The 17,875-nt window shown below is 44.3% G+C and carries 13 protein-coding genes and 1 pseudogene; 4 read left to right on the forward strand and 10 right to left on the reverse strand.

The window, feature by feature from the left end; all coding sequences use genetic code 11:
- Window positions 1-4: 4 nt before the first annotated feature.
- The 3 genes from KJB05_RS17285 to KJB05_RS17295 form a co-directional block, all read right to left on the reverse strand.
- Window positions 5-2,110, reverse strand: coding sequence for a type I restriction-modification system subunit M (locus KJB05_RS17285; RefSeq protein WP_208445581.1), 2,106 nt, complete (start codon window positions 2,108-2,110; stop codon window positions 5-7).
- A gap of 81 nt (window positions 2,111-2,191) precedes the next feature.
- Complete coding sequence (locus KJB05_RS17290) at window positions 2,192-3,574, reverse strand: DEAD/DEAH box helicase family protein (protein WP_208445582.1); 1,383 nt, start codon at window positions 3,572-3,574, stop codon at window positions 2,192-2,194.
- Complete coding sequence (locus tag KJB05_RS17295; protein ID WP_095760923.1) at window positions 3,568-4,098, reverse strand: hypothetical protein; 531 nt, start codon at window positions 4,096-4,098, stop codon at window positions 3,568-3,570. Before KJB05_RS17295 ends, KJB05_RS17290 begins: the two co-directional genes overlap by 7 nt.
- 98 nt (window positions 4,099-4,196) lie before the next feature.
- On the opposite strand from KJB05_RS17295, the gene KJB05_RS17300 reads away from it, so the two are divergent.
- Window positions 4,197-4,511 (forward strand): helix-turn-helix transcriptional regulator, encoded by a 315-nt coding sequence (locus KJB05_RS17300; protein WP_010650140.1) that lies wholly within the window; start codon window positions 4,197-4,199, stop codon window positions 4,509-4,511.
- Here KJB05_RS17300 and greB read toward each other — a convergent pair.
- The 4 genes from greB to gmtY are packed head-to-tail and all read right to left on the reverse strand — an operon-like array spanning window position 4,508 to window position 10,354.
- Window positions 4,508-4,987, reverse strand: a complete 480-nt coding sequence (greB, locus tag KJB05_RS17305; RefSeq protein WP_010650138.1) for a transcription elongation factor GreB — start codon at window positions 4,985-4,987, stop codon at window positions 4,508-4,510. The two genes, KJB05_RS17300 and greB, sit on opposite strands and share 4 nt — an antisense overlap.
- Before the next feature lie 18 nt (window positions 4,988-5,005).
- Entirely contained in the window at window positions 5,006-5,629 is a 624-nt protein-coding gene (gmtX, locus tag KJB05_RS17310) for a gamma-mobile-trio protein GmtX (protein ID WP_208445583.1), read from the reverse strand.
- 1 nt (window position 5,630) lies between these two features.
- Complete coding sequence (locus KJB05_RS17315) at window positions 5,631-9,086, reverse strand: VPA1269 family protein (RefSeq protein ID WP_244868310.1); 3,456 nt, start codon at window positions 9,084-9,086, stop codon at window positions 5,631-5,633.
- Window positions 9,086-10,354 (reverse strand): gamma-mobile-trio recombinase GmtY, encoded by a 1,269-nt coding sequence (gene gmtY / locus KJB05_RS17320; RefSeq protein WP_233902677.1) that lies wholly within the window; start codon window positions 10,352-10,354, stop codon window positions 9,086-9,088. The genes KJB05_RS17315 and gmtY overlap by 1 nt, the downstream gene beginning before the upstream one ends.
- Window positions 10,355-10,717: 363 nt before the next feature.
- Here gmtY and KJB05_RS17325 point away from each other — a divergent pair.
- A pseudogene (locus tag KJB05_RS17325) lies at window positions 10,718-11,062 on the forward strand (GreA/GreB family elongation factor); the annotation flags it as partial.
- Window positions 11,063-11,134: 72 nt separating this feature from the next.
- Here the strand turns inward: KJB05_RS17325 and KJB05_RS17330 are convergent.
- Window positions 11,135-13,018, reverse strand: coding sequence for a RimK/LysX family protein (locus KJB05_RS17330; protein WP_208445298.1), 1,884 nt, complete (start codon window positions 13,016-13,018; stop codon window positions 11,135-11,137).
- Window positions 13,019-13,228: 210 nt separating this feature from the next.
- On the opposite strand from KJB05_RS17330, the gene KJB05_RS17335 reads away from it, so the two are divergent.
- The gene (locus tag KJB05_RS17335; protein ID WP_017189965.1) at window positions 13,229-15,550 is read left to right on the forward strand and encodes a Tex family protein; all 2,322 of its coding nucleotides are present in this window, start codon (window positions 13,229-13,231) and stop codon (window positions 15,548-15,550) included.
- Window positions 15,551-15,654: 104 nt separating this feature from the next.
- Here KJB05_RS17335 and KJB05_RS17340 read toward each other — a convergent pair whose 3' ends face one another.
- Both KJB05_RS17340 and bioH read right to left on the reverse strand, forming a co-directional pair.
- On the reverse strand, window positions 15,655-16,119 hold the full coding sequence (locus KJB05_RS17340; RefSeq protein ID WP_005430182.1) for a hypothetical protein: 465 nt from the start codon (window positions 16,117-16,119) through the stop codon (window positions 15,655-15,657).
- Between the two features lie 135 nt (window positions 16,120-16,254).
- The gene (gene bioH / locus KJB05_RS17345; protein ID WP_039985659.1) at window positions 16,255-17,019 is read right to left on the reverse strand and encodes a pimeloyl-ACP methyl ester esterase BioH; all 765 of its coding nucleotides are present in this window, start codon (window positions 17,017-17,019) and stop codon (window positions 16,255-16,257) included.
- 84 nt (window positions 17,020-17,103) lie between these two features.
- Here bioH and KJB05_RS17350 point away from each other — a divergent pair, with 84 nt between their 5' ends.
- A complete protein-coding gene (locus KJB05_RS17350) occupies window positions 17,104-17,829 on the forward strand; it encodes a phosphoribosyltransferase family protein (RefSeq protein WP_208445297.1) in 726 nt (241 codons plus the stop codon).
- Window positions 17,830-17,875: the final 46 nt, after the last annotated feature.

Raw genomic sequence — 17,875 nt, forward strand, 5'->3', positions numbered from 1 at the left:
GTAATTAATGTAAGTTTTTAGATTCAAGCCACTTTAGATGATTGCTTAAACCATCTAGTCCAGGGTAAATAGAAAATCTATTGATACCATAGATAGATAATTGTCTTTTCAAATCGCTTCTGAGTGCATTTGGAATGACAAATTTTATCATCTGTTTTGATTTATAGGCAGCCATAAGGTTCGTATGAGCGGTAAAAAGGCCATTCTGTGCGATTATTCTTGGTGTGAGGTTATCGGGAATGTATCTCCGAACATCATCGTGCGGTTTAAGGTCTAGAGGTGACTCATATTTTTCTATATCAACAGGGTCTTTTCGGTCAACCAATACATAGATTGCTGAATCTGAATTTGTTTCTTCTTCAATAGCAAAATATAGTGCTATAAGCGGATTCTTCGACCAATCTAGAAGCCTTGTTGGTAAACCATGATGTTGTGCTAAAGCCAGCCACTCCCAGTCATTTTTTGGGGTGTATTCTAGGTGAGGCAACGCCTGCTGCTTAAACGCTTTGAAAAGCCTTTTCTCAGCTTTAATCAACTCATTTTCATCACTATAACCTAACCGCATAATCGACGGCTCAAGCTTGAAGTCACAATCCTTAATTCCGCGATATACCGTATGCTCTGCATTCAGCTTTTGCACCTCAGAGTGGTAGTGCTCGAAGCTCTTCAAGGTAATGTGCTTTACCACATCAACATAGTGGGGAATGTTTAAATTATATTCATGAGCAGCTATGTCCTCTTTCGTGATCAAAGCTGAAAACTCTTCTACTTCAAGACGATTCTCTGCTGACTCAAGAATACTGTTTAAACCATCTTCAGATAATGTTGGTATTCGCTTAGACCTATCAACCTTCTGGCTAGCATCTATAAATAAAATAGGGGCATCAGCGTTGCGATTTTTTCTAAAAACCAAAACACAAGTCGGGATAGAGGTATAAGACAGTAAGTTCTCAGGCAAACCAATGACCATATCTAGAAGCCCCTCATCAACCAAATACTTACGTATTTCACCTTCGGAGCCTCCTCTAAATAAGGTGCCTAACGTCGTAACGACTGCCATGGTTCCAGTCTCATTTAACTGATAAATCATGTGTTGAATGAAAGCAAAATCAGCAGCCTTCTTGGGAGCAAGCAACCCAGGCTCAGAAAATCTAGCGTCGTTCTGAAAACTTTCACTTGCCGACCAAGGTATGCTAAATGGTGGATTAGCTACTACGGCATCAAATCGTTTATTAAGGTGATATGGTGATTCTAAAGTATCGCCATTTTTGATATCGAACCGGCTACATGGAATATCATGTATAAGCATGTTCATGCGAGCTAAGTTATAAGTATTTGAGTTCAGCTCTTGCCCATATAACTTTAAGTTTGGGTTATTTGTTTCTTTCGCTACACGCAGTAACAAAGAGCCGGAGCCGCAAGTTGGATCATATACTGATTCTATCTCTGGATTATCAAGGGTTACTAATTTAGCCAGTAACTTAGAGACCATTTGTGGTGTATAGAACTCACCAGCTTTTTTGCCAGTACCACTGGCAAGCATACCGATTAGGTATTCGTAGGCATTCCCAAGTATATCAATTTCATTGTTATCCAAATGGAAATCGATACCATCTAATCGTTCAAGTACTTGGGCTATCAGCTTGTTACGAGCACCTGCCGTTCTGCCTAGCTTAGCAGAGGTGAAGTCTAGTTCTTCGAAAAGCCCCTTAAAGTCATCAGCACAACCCGCCCCCATAGCACTTTGTTCGATTTCATGAAGAACATCACGCACAGCATCAAGAATGAACTCACCGTTAGCACCCGCTTTAGCAAGCACACTAAACAGCCCCGATGGCTTAAAGAAATAACCTAGCTTGTTTAAAGCTTCTTCTTTAATCGCTTCTAAAAGCTCTTGCCCCTCTTCACTCACCTCATCAATTTGAGCGAATTGGATACCGTCCTCCAAAAGCAATTCATTAGCGTAGAGGTTTAGCTTATCTGATAGATATTTGTAGAATATTAGACCACGGAGATAGCTGAGAAAATCGTCTGCTAACATGCTACCGCGAAGGGGGGTGGCTATATTCCAAAGATGCTTATTTAATTCTTGCTGACGTGGTTCAAGCATGATTTTCAGTTACGTATAATTTAGTTGGCTGCATTGTAACTGAAATGGGCATTGAACTAGAGTGCATAGATCATTTTTAAATTACGAAGTGGCGAGAAAGGCTGAGATTACGCGCTGCTTAAAAGCTCCCAATCTAAGTTCATCGAATGCACCAAGAGGTCTAGCTGAGTTAAGTTCGGTGCTGATAACGCTACTCCAAACTAACGTTGATTTTACTTCTTCTCGCTCTTCTAAGAGACCATGACCAGTTAGGCCAGTACGTTGAGATTCTGACTCAAACTCTATCAAGCTCTCTATTTTCGCAAACATACAAGAGTCAGGAATGTCTTGCTCAATCCGCTCAGAAAATTGAATCAAACTTTGCTCTGCAAAAGTGAACAGCCACGCCTGTTGATTTTCTATCCCATTTACCCGAAGAATACGCCCCAGTACTTGCCTAAAGTACAGCTCAGTTTTCACCGAGCTCATATGGCAGCAAACTTGAAGTCGAGGTATATCAGTGCCTTCGCTGATCATTCCAACGCTGACAATCCATTGAGCATCGCTTTGACGATAACGTTCTATTTCAGCTAACGGCTCTTCATGGCGATAAGTAACGATTGATACAGATTGAGAGTACTTTTGAGAGAGTATCTTTTGGATTGTTTGAGCGTGCTGAACAGAAGAGGCCACGACTAAACCTCCCGCATTAGGCGATTGAGAACGTATTTCTGCAAGCTTGTTGCAACCAAGGCCGAGTAAATACTCCATCGCTTCTTGGTTATGTATAACACTTTGATATGAGGTTTTGGTCTGCTTGAGCATTTCTAAGATTGAAGAAAACGACTCCACTTTCTCATCGTTGCTCACAGAGAGATGCTCACTATCAACCAAAACCAACTTTGGAACTCGACAAACCTTGTCTACGATCGCCTGCCTCAAAGTGTATTGGTAATCAACCAAAAGCTTACCTTCTGGATCACTGTATTCGGACATGACTATAGGTAGAGAATCTGAACGCCACGGAGTCCCTGACATAGCTAACGTATATGTTGCTAAACCCTGTATCTTGGCTAGCACTTGTTGCCCCCAAACATTTGCATTTTCAAAGTCAGATCCAGAGCAGTGATGAATTTCATCAAAGACAACAAACACTCGATGATTACGTAACGTCTGCCAAAATTCGTCGTTGAGAAATTGGATTGATTGATATGTTAGCGATTGCCCAATAGAGCCTAGACCACCATTAAAAGTGCAATTCAGAGTCTGAGAAAAAGTTCTTTTAATTCCATCAGCTACCGTTAAAGATGGAGAAAAACATAACACAAGGTCGATCAAATCATCGCGAAGTAGTTTTGATGCAACTGTTGCCGCAAGTACGGTTTTTCCAGCTCCCGGTGTTGCTTGGCAGAAAAAGTGTTGATGATTGGCTCTAAATTTCTGGATAGCTTTTTCAGCGCACTCTATCTGCCACTGTCTCAACACGGTTGGCTCCCCCCTGAGAGAGTATTAAGAAGGTTCGTTAATCCATTTATTTTGCCAAGCAAGTGCGCTGAACGTTCTCTTGCTTGCTGCAACAATGGGGTTAATCGGCTCTCTAGCTCAGGGAAACGGCATCTTAGTGATTGATATTCATCGATTTCACCAAGTACGATCTCTAATTCGCCTTTATATTCATTACTCTCACGAAGCAAAATCGAGTAGTCTGGAGAACATTCTTTTCTTAAAACTTCACGTTTGGCTTTTTTTCGAGGCACTGTCTGAAGTTCTCTAAATTGTTCGGTTTGAAAGTACTTTTTGTTTCTTCCTTTACCTTCACTTCGCAGCCAACCCCTTTGTTGATATTGCCATATTTGGCGATAAACCTTCTTCCGAGCCTCATCAGAGTTCTGTGTACCTTCTTCAAGTTTCAATGAAGCATCTCTCACCTCAACGACAGAAAACCCGTCCATTTCATCTTCAACCAACAACTTATGCATTACTGCACTGATTCTTATAGAACGTTTCATTTCCCGCCCACACACAAAACTAAGGATTGCTTAGTATACAGAAATGAATAAAACTAAGAAAATCTTAGTTAATATAGGTTTTCACAAATGAACCGAAAATGTCATTTACTAGCCCAATCCCAGCGCGACTTAAAGAAGCACGCAAAAAAGCCAAACTCTCCCAGAAAGCCTTGGGGGTGCGAATAGGTATGGATGAGGGTTCGGCAAGTGCCAGAATGAATCAGTATGAGAAAGCAAAACATGCTCCAGACATACAGACTCTAAAGCTCATTGCTAACGAGCTAGGCGTTCCTTTGAACTATTTCTTTTGTGAGGAAGAAAGCTCTGCCAAGTTGGCTTGCTTGATTGCAAAATTGAGCGAAGAAGAGAGGCAAGAGCTTATCAATAAGTTGAACGGTTACGAAGATAGTTAGGGTTTGTTGTAGCTAATAGAGTTAACGAACCATTCTTTGTCACCTTCAGGTGTGCGAACCGTTACTTCGTCATCAACTTCCTTCTTCAACAATGCTCTCGCCATTGGTGAATCAATCGAGATGTAGTCTTTTGCGTCTCCATAGATTTCTTCAGGGCCAACAATTCTGAATGTCTTAACATCACCGGCTTCATTCTCAATCTCAACCCAAGCTCCGAAGAAGACCTTTCCTTCTTGTTGAGGAGAGTAGTCAACAATGGTCACTTCAGGCAGAAACTTACGAAGGAAGCGCACACGACGGTCTATTTGACGAAGTAAGCGTTTGTTGAAGGTGTAGTCAGCGTTTTCCGAGCGATCACCCAAACTAGCTGCCCATGTAACGATTTTGGTAATCTCTGGACGCTTCTCATTCCACAGATGGTCGTGTTCCGCTTTGAGTTTGTTATAACCTTCTCTGGTGATTAGTTTTGTTTTCACTTCTACAATCCAAGTTATTTATAAGTTCTGTAAAGCCTTTTTGATTGCATCCAAAGTTGCTACAGGGAAAAAAGACTTTTGAGTATCACTCGAAACTATACTGCCATTTTTTCCAAGCTCCAATTGGTGTCTGCGTAAAAACTCACTAGAAATAAGGTACTCCAATGCGCTTCGCTCCAGCTCAGTGAGCTTGATAGACGCAAAGGACACATCAACATTATCGAACACTTCAATGACCTGATTGATAGGCACTACTTCATTAAGTAGTCGTTCCGCTTCCTTTTTTTGAGCATAGAGAATATTGGCTTGAAGCTTAACGACTGGATCGTCTAGTTCATCAATCCAAGCGTGCATCTTACCTTTTGAAGTGCTTCGCGCCGACCTTGGTTGGTCTTTTGCTGAAGAGTTGAAACTAGCAATTAAGGTTCGGTACGATTCTCCCGTCTTGTTCCGGATACTTTGTGCAGCTGGAACACCTCGCCCTTTTCCAAGTCGAGCTATCGTTGAATAACTAAAGTCGTTCAATCCGCGTTCTTGTTGTTCCTTGCATATGGTAAACACGGCCTCTAATGAGTTCTGTACCCGAGATGACGCTTTCTTTTTTAGCTGACTCAGTACTTGCTCAGGGGTAATTTCTGACATGCTAACCGATCCTTTTTACTGGTTTCGACTTCTCAAACAATTCACGAATCGTCTTTTCGTCGAATTGGTTATCTATCGATAAGTCCTTTAGGGTCAAACTCCCATCCATGAGACGGTCAACGTTCTCCCAGCCTTTCAACCGTGTCAGCATTAGCTCTGTTAACTGATTCCCCACTGCAAGCTGTTCTTCTTCTGACAGTAAGAAGAATTGCGGCTGAATACCGTTTTCGGCCATCATCTTGTCGATCATTTGGGAGCGTCTGGTAACTGCTAAATCATCACTACAACTATGGAATAGCTCAGCGTTAGAACAAACCTCTGATAGTTGGTGGAAATTGCTTACTTCATCAAGCTCTACACCCAATGTGAATTCAGATGGAACAATAAGCTGGTACTGATTCTCCGTGTTTTCTTTAGGCTTACGCATAACAGTCTGACAATTATGGATATGTCGATGAATCGCGTTCATGTCTGAAAGGTACAAATCCAACTTCTTAGCTCGTGTTTCAATTTCCGAGTTCAAATGCATACGCTTTCCAACTAACTCACGTCTATTAGACTCCAAAGCCGACTTCTCCGAGCTGTCCGCTTTAATTTTGTAAAGTTGGTGATCAATGACATCTATCTTCTCTGCAATATTATCAAGCTTCTGACCAAGTGCAGTGTAACGTATAGATTGTGTATTTACGGCTAGGCTTATCTCATTGAACATGGCGGCAAGTCCAACCAAAAAAGCAGGGCCGGTGATAAAGAATCGACACTGAAAACAGTTCTGCTCACCTAAATAACCTGCTGGTACGGGGTGATATATGTTGGCTTTTGTAGCTACAGGGCAGCCCCCTTCCGAACAAAAAGCACCTCCCACCGGACAGATACCAAAGTCTTTCCAAAGATAGCTGGAGGCCGGCCGAGCATTGTCTAGTGAATTCAGTAGATCCACGGACGAGCCTACCAACTGTGATTTCACCTCTTCAATTCGCTGCTGCTCCACAAAGGATTTGAGCGTTTGTGTTGCTTTGCTCATCGCCTCCTTTTCTCCCAACTCCATTTTCTCTCGCAAGTTGGCGCCTGTTTTATCACTCTTGGTATAGTAGATAGTCATTATGATGCTGGAGTGGCCTACCAGTTTCATGATTACTTCCAAAGGAATGCCGAACTCATACGCGTATGCGTTGATCAAGCTGACGCGCATTGAATGGGGAGTGTAAGGGGATTTGAAATGTGAAAGCGGTATTGTTTGGCTATTTTCCAACTGCTTAATCGATTGATTGTATTTCAGCCCTTTGTAGGTAGCCGTTTTTATATCATTCTTGCCAGAGAAATATAGTGCAGCTGCAAGCCGTGTCGTTAGTCTGCCACCAAATGTCCCTGGCTCTTTTTCTAGATAGTCTCGAAATAAAAAGCAATTAGACCCTTTTTGCTTACGCTGTACTTCGTTTAGATTGGTACGCTCACAATCAAGCCATTTCGTTGGTTCCTTTAGTGGATTATATTTTTGTTGCCACTTTCTCAGCTTTATCAACCAATATGCTAGCTCTATGGGCATGAAGGGAATCGTGTAACCCGAGCCATCAAACTTAGTTTTGTTCGACGTGTAATGGACACCAAACTCTCCTTGCCCTGACTTACTTACCATGCTCTGGCGATTGGTTAGGCCAGCCAACACGGTCCTATTTTTCTTCCAAACAACTTTATTATTCTTAAAGTCAGCGAGTTCTTGATCAGCCTCTCCGGAGTCGCAATAGACAATTTGTATCCCTCTTGCAGGGAGTTGCATAAGTGAGTAAGTATAGGTCCAGTATGCTGGAAACCAAAGATAGGTTTTTCCATTTTCAAATTTGAAAACGCAGTCGGGGTCATTCTTATCTAGGAGAGAGCTATCATTGATCTGCACCCAATCTGATGAAAAACGATGTAAGTGAGTCAAGTCCCGATAGCTTAACTTTTTCTCTATTGAGTCTGAGGGAAATATCCACTCTCGCCCCAGTTTTACAAATTGATAAGGCAGGTTCATCTTGCCTGTTTCATTGACAACTTGAGGAGCAGCCTCTCCATTAAAGTTGATGTGACTAAAAGGGTTTTTAGCGTCCTTAATGTGAGTAATTTCTCCAGTATCTGTGTCTTCCAAAATAAGATAGCTCGAGATAATCCAATCTAAGAACTCATTGATTGAGAACGCCCATTTTTTTCTTCGAGTCACTGGAACTTGTTCAAACAGATTCAGCATGGGTTGAATGTTTGTCGAGCCACGAGTAAGAAACTCCAACGGGGATGTTTCAAAACCATTTGGCTCAATGTATTCACGAACAAATTCACACAGGTCTTTCGCTTTGGTATCTCCACCACGTGCAGACTTGAGAAACTCTTTTAACGTCTCAGCCCACAAAGACCACTCATCGGTAAAGTATTTTACCTGGTACGGTCGTTTTACTCCCCAGAAGTCATAAGTGTTAGTCCAGCCCTTTCCGTGATAATACTCTTCTGGTTTGGCTGGCATTCTAGGGTCGTTGGACTCTGATCGAAGCTTCGCATATTCAGCGAGACTGAAAACACCTTTGCTTCGAACTAAAGCGACTAGTTCGTCATATCCATAAGGTCGTGGTATATCGAGAGCGTCATACCAATTGCTCCAGTCAGGTATTCTTTTTTCAGGTTTGGAGGGTAATTGAGGATAGTTCTTCTGCGTAACTCTATATTGAACAGAGTCTTTGATTTTTAGAATCGCACATGCTGTTTTGAACTGTTTCAGATTAGATATATCTCTGGGCAATAAGAATTGAATCCAGTTGATCCAATCATCTTTATAAAACTGATTTGGATGCGAGGGAAGACGCTCATCTTCTTTGTAACGCTGCGAATACTCAGCCAGCGATTGAATACCCAATCCTATCGCCGCTTTGCTGGCCTCTGCATATGTCGAATACAAAGACCGCTTTTCTTTATCCAGAAAACTAAACCAACCAACCCATTCATTGGCATAAAACTTATTTGGACTCGAGGGAAGGCGCTCATCTTCTTTGTATCGCTGCAAATATTCCGGCTGCGATTGAATGCCCAATCCTATCGCCGCTTTGCTGGCCTCTGCATATGTCGAATACAAAGACCGCTTCTCTCTATCCAGAAAACTAAACCAATCAACCCAGTCAGCAGCATAAATCTGATTTGGACTCGAGGGCAGGCGCTCATCTTCTTTGTATCGCTGCAGATATTCCGGCTGCGATTGAATGCCCAGTCTTATCGCCGCTTCGCTGGCCTCTGCATATGTCGAATACAAAGACCGCTTCTCTTTATCCAGAAAACTAAACCAATCAACCCAATCATTGGCATAAAACTTATTTGGACTCGAGGGAAGGCGCTCATCTTCTTTGTATCGCTGCAGATATTCCGGCTGCGATTGAATGCCCAGTCTTATCGCCGCTTTACTTGCTTGGTTTATGGTTGCGTAAAACTTTTTCATCAGTGAGCGCCTCTCATTTGACATCGAACCTCGTCGTCAGAAGGTTTCAAATAGACCAAACAACTATCAGGATTTTTGTGATGCATCGCTTTTTGAATTTCTAGCTGAGAAAAGCCTCCTTGGCTTAATCTATATCCATAGGAGTGGCGATGTGCATGCGGGGTTGTCCCTAATGACTTGCAAGGTTCGAGTCCAATTCGTTGAACAGCTCTGTTATGTTTTTGATTGAAATTTTTTTTACTTTCTGGGTTGCCTTTTGAGTTAACAAACAGGAACGGAGATTCTGAAGCAGGTTTAATCGAAAGGTACTTTTGCAGTAACAGAGTAAACTCAACAGCTTTGCTGGTTGGATAAAACATCACATCAAAGGACAGATTGCCACTTGTAAGCAAAGGCTCTTTCCAACCAGCGTAAAGCTTATGACTTCTCGGGTATTCATCCCTTGGTTTCAATCGCTTATATGCTAGGTATTCTCTTCGATTACTAAAACGCTCGTCAGGAGAATCGCCATCACTAGGATGAAAAACTGATATTAGGGCTGCGCCAGACTTAGGGTCGACTACAATATCTTGGGTGTATATATGGAAGCACTCTGACAACCGCAACCCACCAAAGTGCATTAGCATCAAGATTAACTGACTACCATAATCCGGCTCTCCTGCAGTAGAAACAAAACCATAGAGAAACAAGTCTTCGATTCGGTCCTCAGAAAAGCGATAGACCTCTTCTACTTCAACAGGATGTCTCTGTGGTCCACGAACTCTTCTCGTAAGTGAAAATTGTTGTGTAGATGGCTTAACTAAATGATTCAAAAAACAACGACTATGCCTCCTGTAGTAAGCACACCACTGCAAACGTTCTTCTGCATGAGTTGTTTTCCTCAATGGACTTAATTTCGGTAAATTAGTGCCATGGTGCGTGTCTAGGTAGTCGCAGTAACCTGTAATATGACCAAGAAGAACATTGACGTCTTCATTTCTTCGAGGACTCCAGAACAAACCAGAGTCATCTTGCCCATTTTGAATAGTTCCGAACTGTAGTGCTTCAACAAAAGCTCTGAGCAAATCTGTAGCAGATGAAAAGTTTGATACTTGGCGCTCTATAAACTTTAAAAGAAGCTCTACAGCAAAGGTATTGCGCTCCAGCCACGATTGAGATTTGTAGCGATTCTCATGTAAAAACCTTAAGTGAGAAATCAGCAAACCACTTTCAGTAAAAAGCGCTGGAAAACGAAATGAGGGCCGGCTTGCACTAGCTTTATAGTTCACCCCTCGCTTTATCACGAAGCTCATTTCTTTGTTTGTCTTAAGTAATCATGCCATCCAGGTCAACTCTTGTCGTAATAGGCAGTCATAGTTGTAGGTAGATGCTTAAACTGCTGTTTATTATATTCCCGACCATCATTATTGGAGACTTGACGAGTGTTCTCTAAAAACTCGCTCCAACCCATCCATTGCTTTTCATAGTTCATAGACCACCTCAAATACTAAGGAATTCTTAACATACTCCTTAGTATATAGTTGACGGTTCTCACTAATTCAAATGACTCAACTACAAAAAGAGGCCAACTTAATATTAGATAGTTAGAAGTAGTATTGCAGCTATTAGTACGCTCTTAAGAGTAGAACTAATATCAGTACAACAAAAAGCGTCTGCGTGAAATTGACCGTCGTGTCAGATACTTGCGTAAGCGCCTAGAGCAAGTCAAAGTGGTGGATTACTCACCTCAGCAAGAAGGTAAAGTGTTCTTTGGTGCTTGGGTGGAAATTGAGAATGAAGCAGGCGATGTGAAGAATTTCCGCATCGTTGGTCCCGATGAAATCTATGGCGATGCAAAAGGTTATATCTCTATTGATTCCCCAATGGCTCGTGCACTACTAAAAAAAGAAGTCGATGACGAGTTCGCTGTGAGAACGCCGGAAGGCTACAAAGAATGGTTTATCAATAGTATTCGATACCAAGCTGAAGAAAACTGATTTAATGACCCGATAAAAAGAAAGCCGCACTCTTTAGTGCGGCTTTTACGTTTTGGAAATCAACCTTGAAGGTTACTCTTCGTAGTCAGGCTTCTCGGTCACAATGTAGTTAGTATCGCTGGCAACGATCGCGCCGTGCTTCAAGAAGTTCTTACCCAGAATCATGCTGTAATGGAAGCGGCTACGGTCTTGCAAGTTAACGCGAATCTTCTTCTCTAATTCGCCAAGCTTAACGTGCATTTCTACTACAGGACGTACGTTGGCTTTCTCACCTTTCTTGGCTTTAATGCGCATCACGTCGACAACGGGCTTGGTAAATTCTTTCTTCATACCGCTGTCGTTCTCGTAGGTGAAGCTCACCATGTCTTTGCCATCTTTCTTGAACTGTTTGATGTTCTTGGCATTAATCGAGCTCACATCCGCGCCTGTATCCAATTTCACAGGGAAAGACATACCTTCCACTTCTGCTACTTCGATGTGGCCCGCTTTGAAGAGTGGACGCGCATCGAGTAAATGGTCTGCGCGTGTATTCAGCAGCACACCACCTTTCGCCATGTTGTGGCCGAAGACAAAGAACGGCTGCTCTTGGTCGTCTTTCTCTAAAACATCAATCGCGAAGTCGATGGTCTTCTCTTCGTCACCAAACAGGAATGCCCCTTCAACAACTGGGCGAACCGAATCACCGACTTTAAGCTTCTTCAGTACGCGTTTAGTGATTTTCTCTTCCTTACCTTTCGAGCTTGGCAGGTAGAAGGTCACGACTTCTTTTTTGTCTTTCTCGGTCAGTTCAAAACCATCCACACGCAGCAACGGCGTTTTCACCGCAAAAGTTGGATAAGCAGATAACACGTGTCCATCGATATTCACTGTCTCTTCAGGAGAGATAACCAATGGTTTTGATTTAAGCGCGCTCTTGAATGATTTCTCGACCCCGCCAAGCAAGTTCTCTTTGTCGGTATCAATCACGAAGTGCTGACTTGCCACATCTTTGCCCAAACGGATTTGCGAACTAAAGCCGCTGCGATCACGCAGATAAACCAACCATTGCTGAGTCTCGGTTTCACTCACTTGCACTGGTAGGTACACCAAAGGACGCTCACTCTTACTGGTTTTCAGCATACGGACAAGAGGCAGTGTCATTGGGTGACGCTTACCGTTTTCGCCTTCAAGGGTGAAAGAAACTTGTTTTTTCTTCTTATCGACCTTGATGTTCAGCGCATGGACGTTGGTGTAGCGACTGGTAGTAGAAATACTGATGCGATATGGCACGCCTTCAACATTCACCGTTTCTTTCTTACCAATCATTTGTGCGTTTGGTTGCTCTTGCAGGTAGTCGTAACCAGCAAACACCCACGCATTGTTATCGAGGTAAGTTTTACCAATCAAGATCGGTGCTGAAAATTGAGTACGCTTGGTTAGGTTCACTACCGTATCGACGGTGTGTCCTGCAATGGTCATCGGCATTTTTACCGTCGGGCGCAAAATTGGCTTTTCACTGGTACGGCTACGGATCGCACTGATGCGTTCAAGATCATCGGTGATCTTAATTTCTTTACCTGTGTACGGATGATGAATCGTAAAGCTCACGGTCACTTGGTAAGGTTTGAAGCTTTCTGAATCCCACTTGGCTTTCGTCCCCCCAAGGTCATCGATGATCGCCCACATCAATTTATCGTCTTTCAGACTTTTGTATTCAGGGTTGCTACTGCTCACGTGGATGTTTTCAGCGTGCATTGATGTGGTATCGGCACCGGTATCAATCTTACCGATAAATGGCACATCGCTTAGCTCAGGAATGTCGCTGTAGTAAACACTTTCTACACGACCTAAAACCAGTTTGTCATCAAGTTGATAGATAGGATCTTGAGTGGTCGCAGAAAGGGGTTGCGACCAAGCGAACGGCGTCGCTAATAAGGCACTAGAGAGCGCCAAAGCCAAAGACATTTTCTTCATCATTGTTTTCCGTATGAGCTAAGGTACAGGGGTTAGTCGATAACCAAATGTATAAGTTCTCAATTTAATTACAGTTTTGACACAAATCTGACTGATGTCCACCAGCGCTCGGTAAATTTTTGAGTTACTAGTTTAAAACATTGCAAATTCCATGAATGACCCCAATGTTCTATACACAACCAATACCCAAACAGAATTAAAGAGAATACACGGATGAGCCAAGCTATCTGTCGCATGATTGCTCAAGAGCTGAATGTTCGCCCTGAGCAAGTCAACGCTGCTGTAACCCTTATTGATGACGGTAACACGGTCCCATTTATTGCACGTTACCGTAAAGAGGTGACGGGCGGCCTTGATGACACCCAACTGCGTACTCTAGACAGCCGTCTGTCTTACCTTCGTGAACTGGACGATCGCCGTCAAACCATCCTGAAATCGATCCAAGAGCAAGGCAAACTTACGCCAGAGCTAGAACAAGAAATCACTCAGGCAGACAGCAAGACTCGTCTTGAAGACTTGTACCTACCTTACAAACCAAAGCGTCGCACCAAAGGTCAGATCGCGATTGAAGCCGGTCTTGAGCCACTTGCAGACCAGCTTTGGAATCATCCGCAAACTGAGCCAGAAAGCGAAGCAAGCAAATACCTTGATGCAGACAAAGGCGTGGCAGACACCAAAGCCGCACTGGATGGCGCTCGCGCAATCATCATGGAACGCATCGCGGAAGACGCAAACCTGCTAGAAAAAATTCGTGGTCACCTAAACCGCAATGCGGAAATGGGTGCTCGCGTCGTTGAAGGCAAAGAGCAAGAAGGTGAGAAGTTTAAAGATTACTTCAACCACAACGAGCCATTAAGCAAAGTACCATCGCACCGCGCACTGGCGATGCTACGTGGTCGTAACGAAGGCTTCCTGACATTGGCAATGAATGCTGATCCAGAACAGGAAGAAGGCGCTCGTCAGTCTTACTGCGAAACGATTATCGCTGATCACTACGGCGTGACACTTAGCAGCGCACCTGCAGATACATGGCGTAAGCAAGTGATCAGCTGGGCATGGCGCATTAAAGTATCGATGCACATGGAAACCGAGCTAATGGGCGCAATGAAGGAGCGCGCAGAAATCGAAGCGATTGAAGTATTTGCCACTAACTTAAAAGACTTGTTGATGGCAGCACCGGCAGGTCCTCGTGCAACACTTGGTCTCGATCCGGGTCTGCGCACGGGCTCTAAAATCGCTATTGTCGATCCGACTGGTAAAGTGCTTGCAACCGAAACCATCTACCCTCACCCACCACAAAAGCAATACGACAAATCAGCGCAAATCGTTGATCAGTTGGTGCGCAAGTACAACGTGGATTTGATTGCGATCGGTAACGGTACGGCTTCACGTGAAACCGACAGCTTTGTCGCAGACGTCATCAAACGTGGCAACCTGAAAGTTCAGAAAATCATCGTAAGTGAAGCGGGTGCTTCGGTTTACTCAGCGTCTGAGCTTGCAGCCAAAGAATTCCCGAATATGGACGTGTCTCTGCGTGGTGCGGTGTCGATTGCTCGTCGTCTACAAGACCCACTGGCTGAGCTAGTGAAAATCGATCCTAAATCGATTGGTGTGGGTCAGTACCAGCACGATGTTAGCCAATCAATGCTAGCAAAACGCCTAGATGCGATTGTGGAAGACTGTGTAAACGCGGTCGGTGTTGATGTGAACACCGCTTCTGCAGCCTTACTGACACGCGTAGCGGGCTTGTCGAGCACCATCGCGCAGAACATTGTCGACTTCCGTGATGAAAACGGTCGTTTCGAAGCACGTACGACCTTGAAGAAAGTGCCTCGTTTAGGTCCTAAGGCGTTTGAACAGTGTGCGGGCTTCCTACGAATCATGGATGGTAAGAACCCACTTGATGCGTCTGCCGTTCACCCAGAAGCGTACCCAGTGGTAAAAGCAATTTCTGAAAAGAACAACAAAGACATCAAAGCACTGATTGGTGATTCAAGCTTCCTAAAAGGTCTGCATGCGGTCGATTACACCGACGATAACTTCGGTGTTCCAACCATTACTGACATCATCAAAGAACTAGATAAACCGGGTCGTGACCCGCGTCCAGAATTCAAAACGGCGACGTTTGCAGAAGGCGTAAACTCAGTTTCTGACTTGGAGCCGGGCATGATTCTAGAAGGCGTGGTGTCTAACGTAGCCAACTTCGGTGCCTTTGTTGATATCGGCGTTCACCAAGACGGTCTCGTACACATTTCTGCACTGACAGATCGCTTTGTGTCGGATCCACGTGAAGTGGTGAAAGCGGGCGACATCGTTAAAGTGAAAGTGATGGAAGTGGACGTGCAGCGTAAGCGTATTGGCCTATCGATGCGTATGAACGACGAACCGGGTCAAGACAACCGTAGCCAACGCTCATCAGCAGCGCCGCGTCGTAATGACCAACCACAACGTCGTCAGCCTCGCCGTGATGACTCGTCATCTAACAGCGCAATGGGCGGTGCTTTTGCAGCAGCGTTTGCTAAAGCGAAAAAGTAATCTCGCCTAGGCTTCACCACTAACGAGCTTTCATAGCTAAAAAGAAAACGCTCCAATCAGTTGATCTGCTTGGAGCGTTTTTATTTGAGTAGGATATTGAGTCGTCATAATACTGCTATCACTTCTGACGGTGTATGGGGCGCGACCGAGTGACCATAATGAAACTTAATCACCTTCCTGCGCTTTTCCATCAATCCCTCTTTGACCGCAGCATCCAAAATGCGCTTAGGTAGTCGAAAACGTATCGCGTAGCCCTTACCCTGATCTTCGCTGTAACTCTTGAGCGCAAGCAAACCAAAGAGACGTTCTAGCGTGTCTTCCGGTTCTTCGTGATAACGGGTATCCACCTCGGGTTCCACTTCGTAGTCTGGATGCTCCGATGGGTCCCACGAGGATTGGCGTCGCCGCTTCTCATCACTTTTTACTTTGCGCTCCGCATTGGTTTTCGCCAGTGCGACTGTTGGCGTCACAGGTTCTCGGACTTTATTGTCACGAGCAGCTTGTTCCGTCTGCACATTAACGGATGGGGCGATCAGTGGCACGCTTACGTTAGCCGGTGACACAATCATTGCGAACCCTCCTCAGAGTCGCCCAACTCGTCAATACAGCAAACTCCTCCCACAAGAAGAGTCCGCTAAAACTTATATCGACCAATTTTTAAACAGCTTTAGGGTTTTATTCGCTTAGATTTGTAGGCTCGCTAATTAAGCAGCAAATTCTCGTACTTGGAGACAAAACGCTTCATGTTCGGTCATGAACGGCGCATGAGAAGATTGGTTGAAAACAAATTGCTGAGTGCTCGGCAACTGCTCACTCAAGTCACTTGCCACTTTGATTGGCACTAAACCATCAAGTCGACCATAAAGGCGCAGCATCGGCATCGAAAGAGAGGCCAAAGCATCGCGCAGATCCACATCGGCAAGAATATTCAAACCAACCAACAATGAATCAGGGTTCGGTTGCGGACGTGATAGCACCGCTTGTTTGAGTTGTTTAACGTCTTTGCGCGCAGACGGACTGCCCATCGCTTGCAGCGCCATAAAACGCTCAATAGTGACCGAGAAGTCTTCAAGTAATTGATCGGTGAATGCGGTTAATACATTAGGTTGAATGCCACGCCAAGGACGTTCAGCAGCAAATTTTGGTGAACTGGCTACCGTAATTAACTTGCTCACACGCTGCGGAGCATTAAGTGCAATGTGGGTTGCCACCAAGCCACCTAATGACCAACCAAGCCAGACGGCTTTTTCTGGTGCATCTTGCAAAACAAGGTCAGCAATTTTGGCTAAGTCTTCTGCGTGAGATTCTGCGCTATGCCCGTACCCCGGAAGGTCAACCACATGAACTCGGAAATAAGGTTGAAGAGACTCGACCGTCTGCTGCCATACCGCACCATTCATGCCCCATCCATGAAGCAACACCAAATCTGGTCCTTGACCAAATGACTGCCAGTGTAAATTCGTGCTCATGCTCTCGTTCTCTCCCACTTATCTTATTCCTTACCACGCAACCCAAGCTTTACTCTGATGACTCGCTCACCTTGGATGGATTGTATGTTATCTCATCAATGGCAAAACATCATGCACCGCGTACTTGGCAGCCAATGTGGTTTGTGTCGATTTCCAATCTCTGCTAAACAGAAACCAAACCCATTGCGTTGGTGCGACCGTTGTTTTGAACACCTTGCGCCCATCAAACGCTGCACTCGTTGTGGTTTAAAAATGACAGAAGAGGAATCACAAACCTCCACGGAATGCGGTGAGTGCCTGAAAGAGCCACCACCTTGGCAACGTTTGTATACGTTGGGAGATTATGGTTTCCCCCTGTCTAACCAAGTGCAACGCTTTAAAGATCATGGTGAGGCATGGCATGTCGGCGCACTCACTCAATTGCTGGCCGAACAAATTGAACACCCAGCGCCAGTGATTACTTGTGTACCAATACATTGGCAACGTTATTTAAAACGAGGATTTAACCAAAGCCATATTCTAGCCAAACACCTCGCCCACCATTTGGATGTGCGATATGAAGATAAGGTATTTAAACGCGTTAAAAGCGTCGAATCGCAACGAGGAAACAAAAAAGCCAGTCGTGAGCAGAATTTAAAAGGGGCATTTACCCTACAAGGTGAGGTGAACTTTTCCCACGTAGCGATTGTGGATGATGTGGTTACAACAGGTAGTACGGTCCGACAATTATGTCATTTACTACTTGAAGTTGGCGTAGAAAGCATCGATATTTACTGCATCTGCAGAACTCCTGCCCCAGGCTCACTCTAGATCGCTTCGCCATGTCTTAGCATCAAAAAGACTAGACCGAGCCGTC

It is taken from the genome of Vibrio sp. B1ASS3 (assembly GCF_905175355.1).
Lineage (GTDB): Bacteria > Pseudomonadota > Gammaproteobacteria > Enterobacterales > Vibrionaceae > Vibrio > Vibrio owensii.

Bases quoted from the DNA above. Each gene is read 5' to 3' on its own strand.
- KJB05_RS17340 (WP_005430182.1), bottom strand. From the start codon at position 16,119: ATGATTGTGTCACCGGCTAACGTAAGCGTGCCACTGATCGCCCCATCC.
- KJB05_RS17315 (WP_244868310.1), bottom strand. From the start codon at position 9,086: ATGAAAAAGTTTTACGCAACCATAAACCAAGCAAGTAAAGCGGCGATA.
- KJB05_RS17300 (WP_010650140.1), top strand. From the start codon at position 4,197: ATGTCATTTACTAGCCCAATCCCAGCGCGACTTAAAGAAGCACGCAAA.
- KJB05_RS17330 (WP_208445298.1), bottom strand. From the start codon at position 13,018: ATGATGAAGAAAATGTCTTTGGCTTTGGCGCTCTCTAGTGCCTTATTA.
- bioH (WP_039985659.1), bottom strand. From the start codon at position 17,019: ATGAGCACGAATTTACACTGGCAGTCATTTGGTCAAGGACCAGATTTG.
- KJB05_RS17285 (WP_208445581.1), bottom strand. From the start codon at position 2,110: ATGCTTGAACCACGTCAGCAAGAATTAAATAAGCATCTTTGGAATATA.
- KJB05_RS17335 (WP_017189965.1), top strand. From the start codon at position 13,229: ATGAGCCAAGCTATCTGTCGCATGATTGCTCAAGAGCTGAATGTTCGC.
- gmtX (WP_208445583.1), bottom strand. From the start codon at position 5,629: ATGTCAGAAATTACCCCTGAGCAAGTACTGAGTCAGCTAAAAAAGAAA.
- KJB05_RS17295 (WP_095760923.1), bottom strand. From the start codon at position 4,098: ATGAAACGTTCTATAAGAATCAGTGCAGTAATGCATAAGTTGTTGGTT.
- KJB05_RS17350 (WP_208445297.1), top strand. From the start codon at position 17,104: ATGTTATCTCATCAATGGCAAAACATCATGCACCGCGTACTTGGCAGC.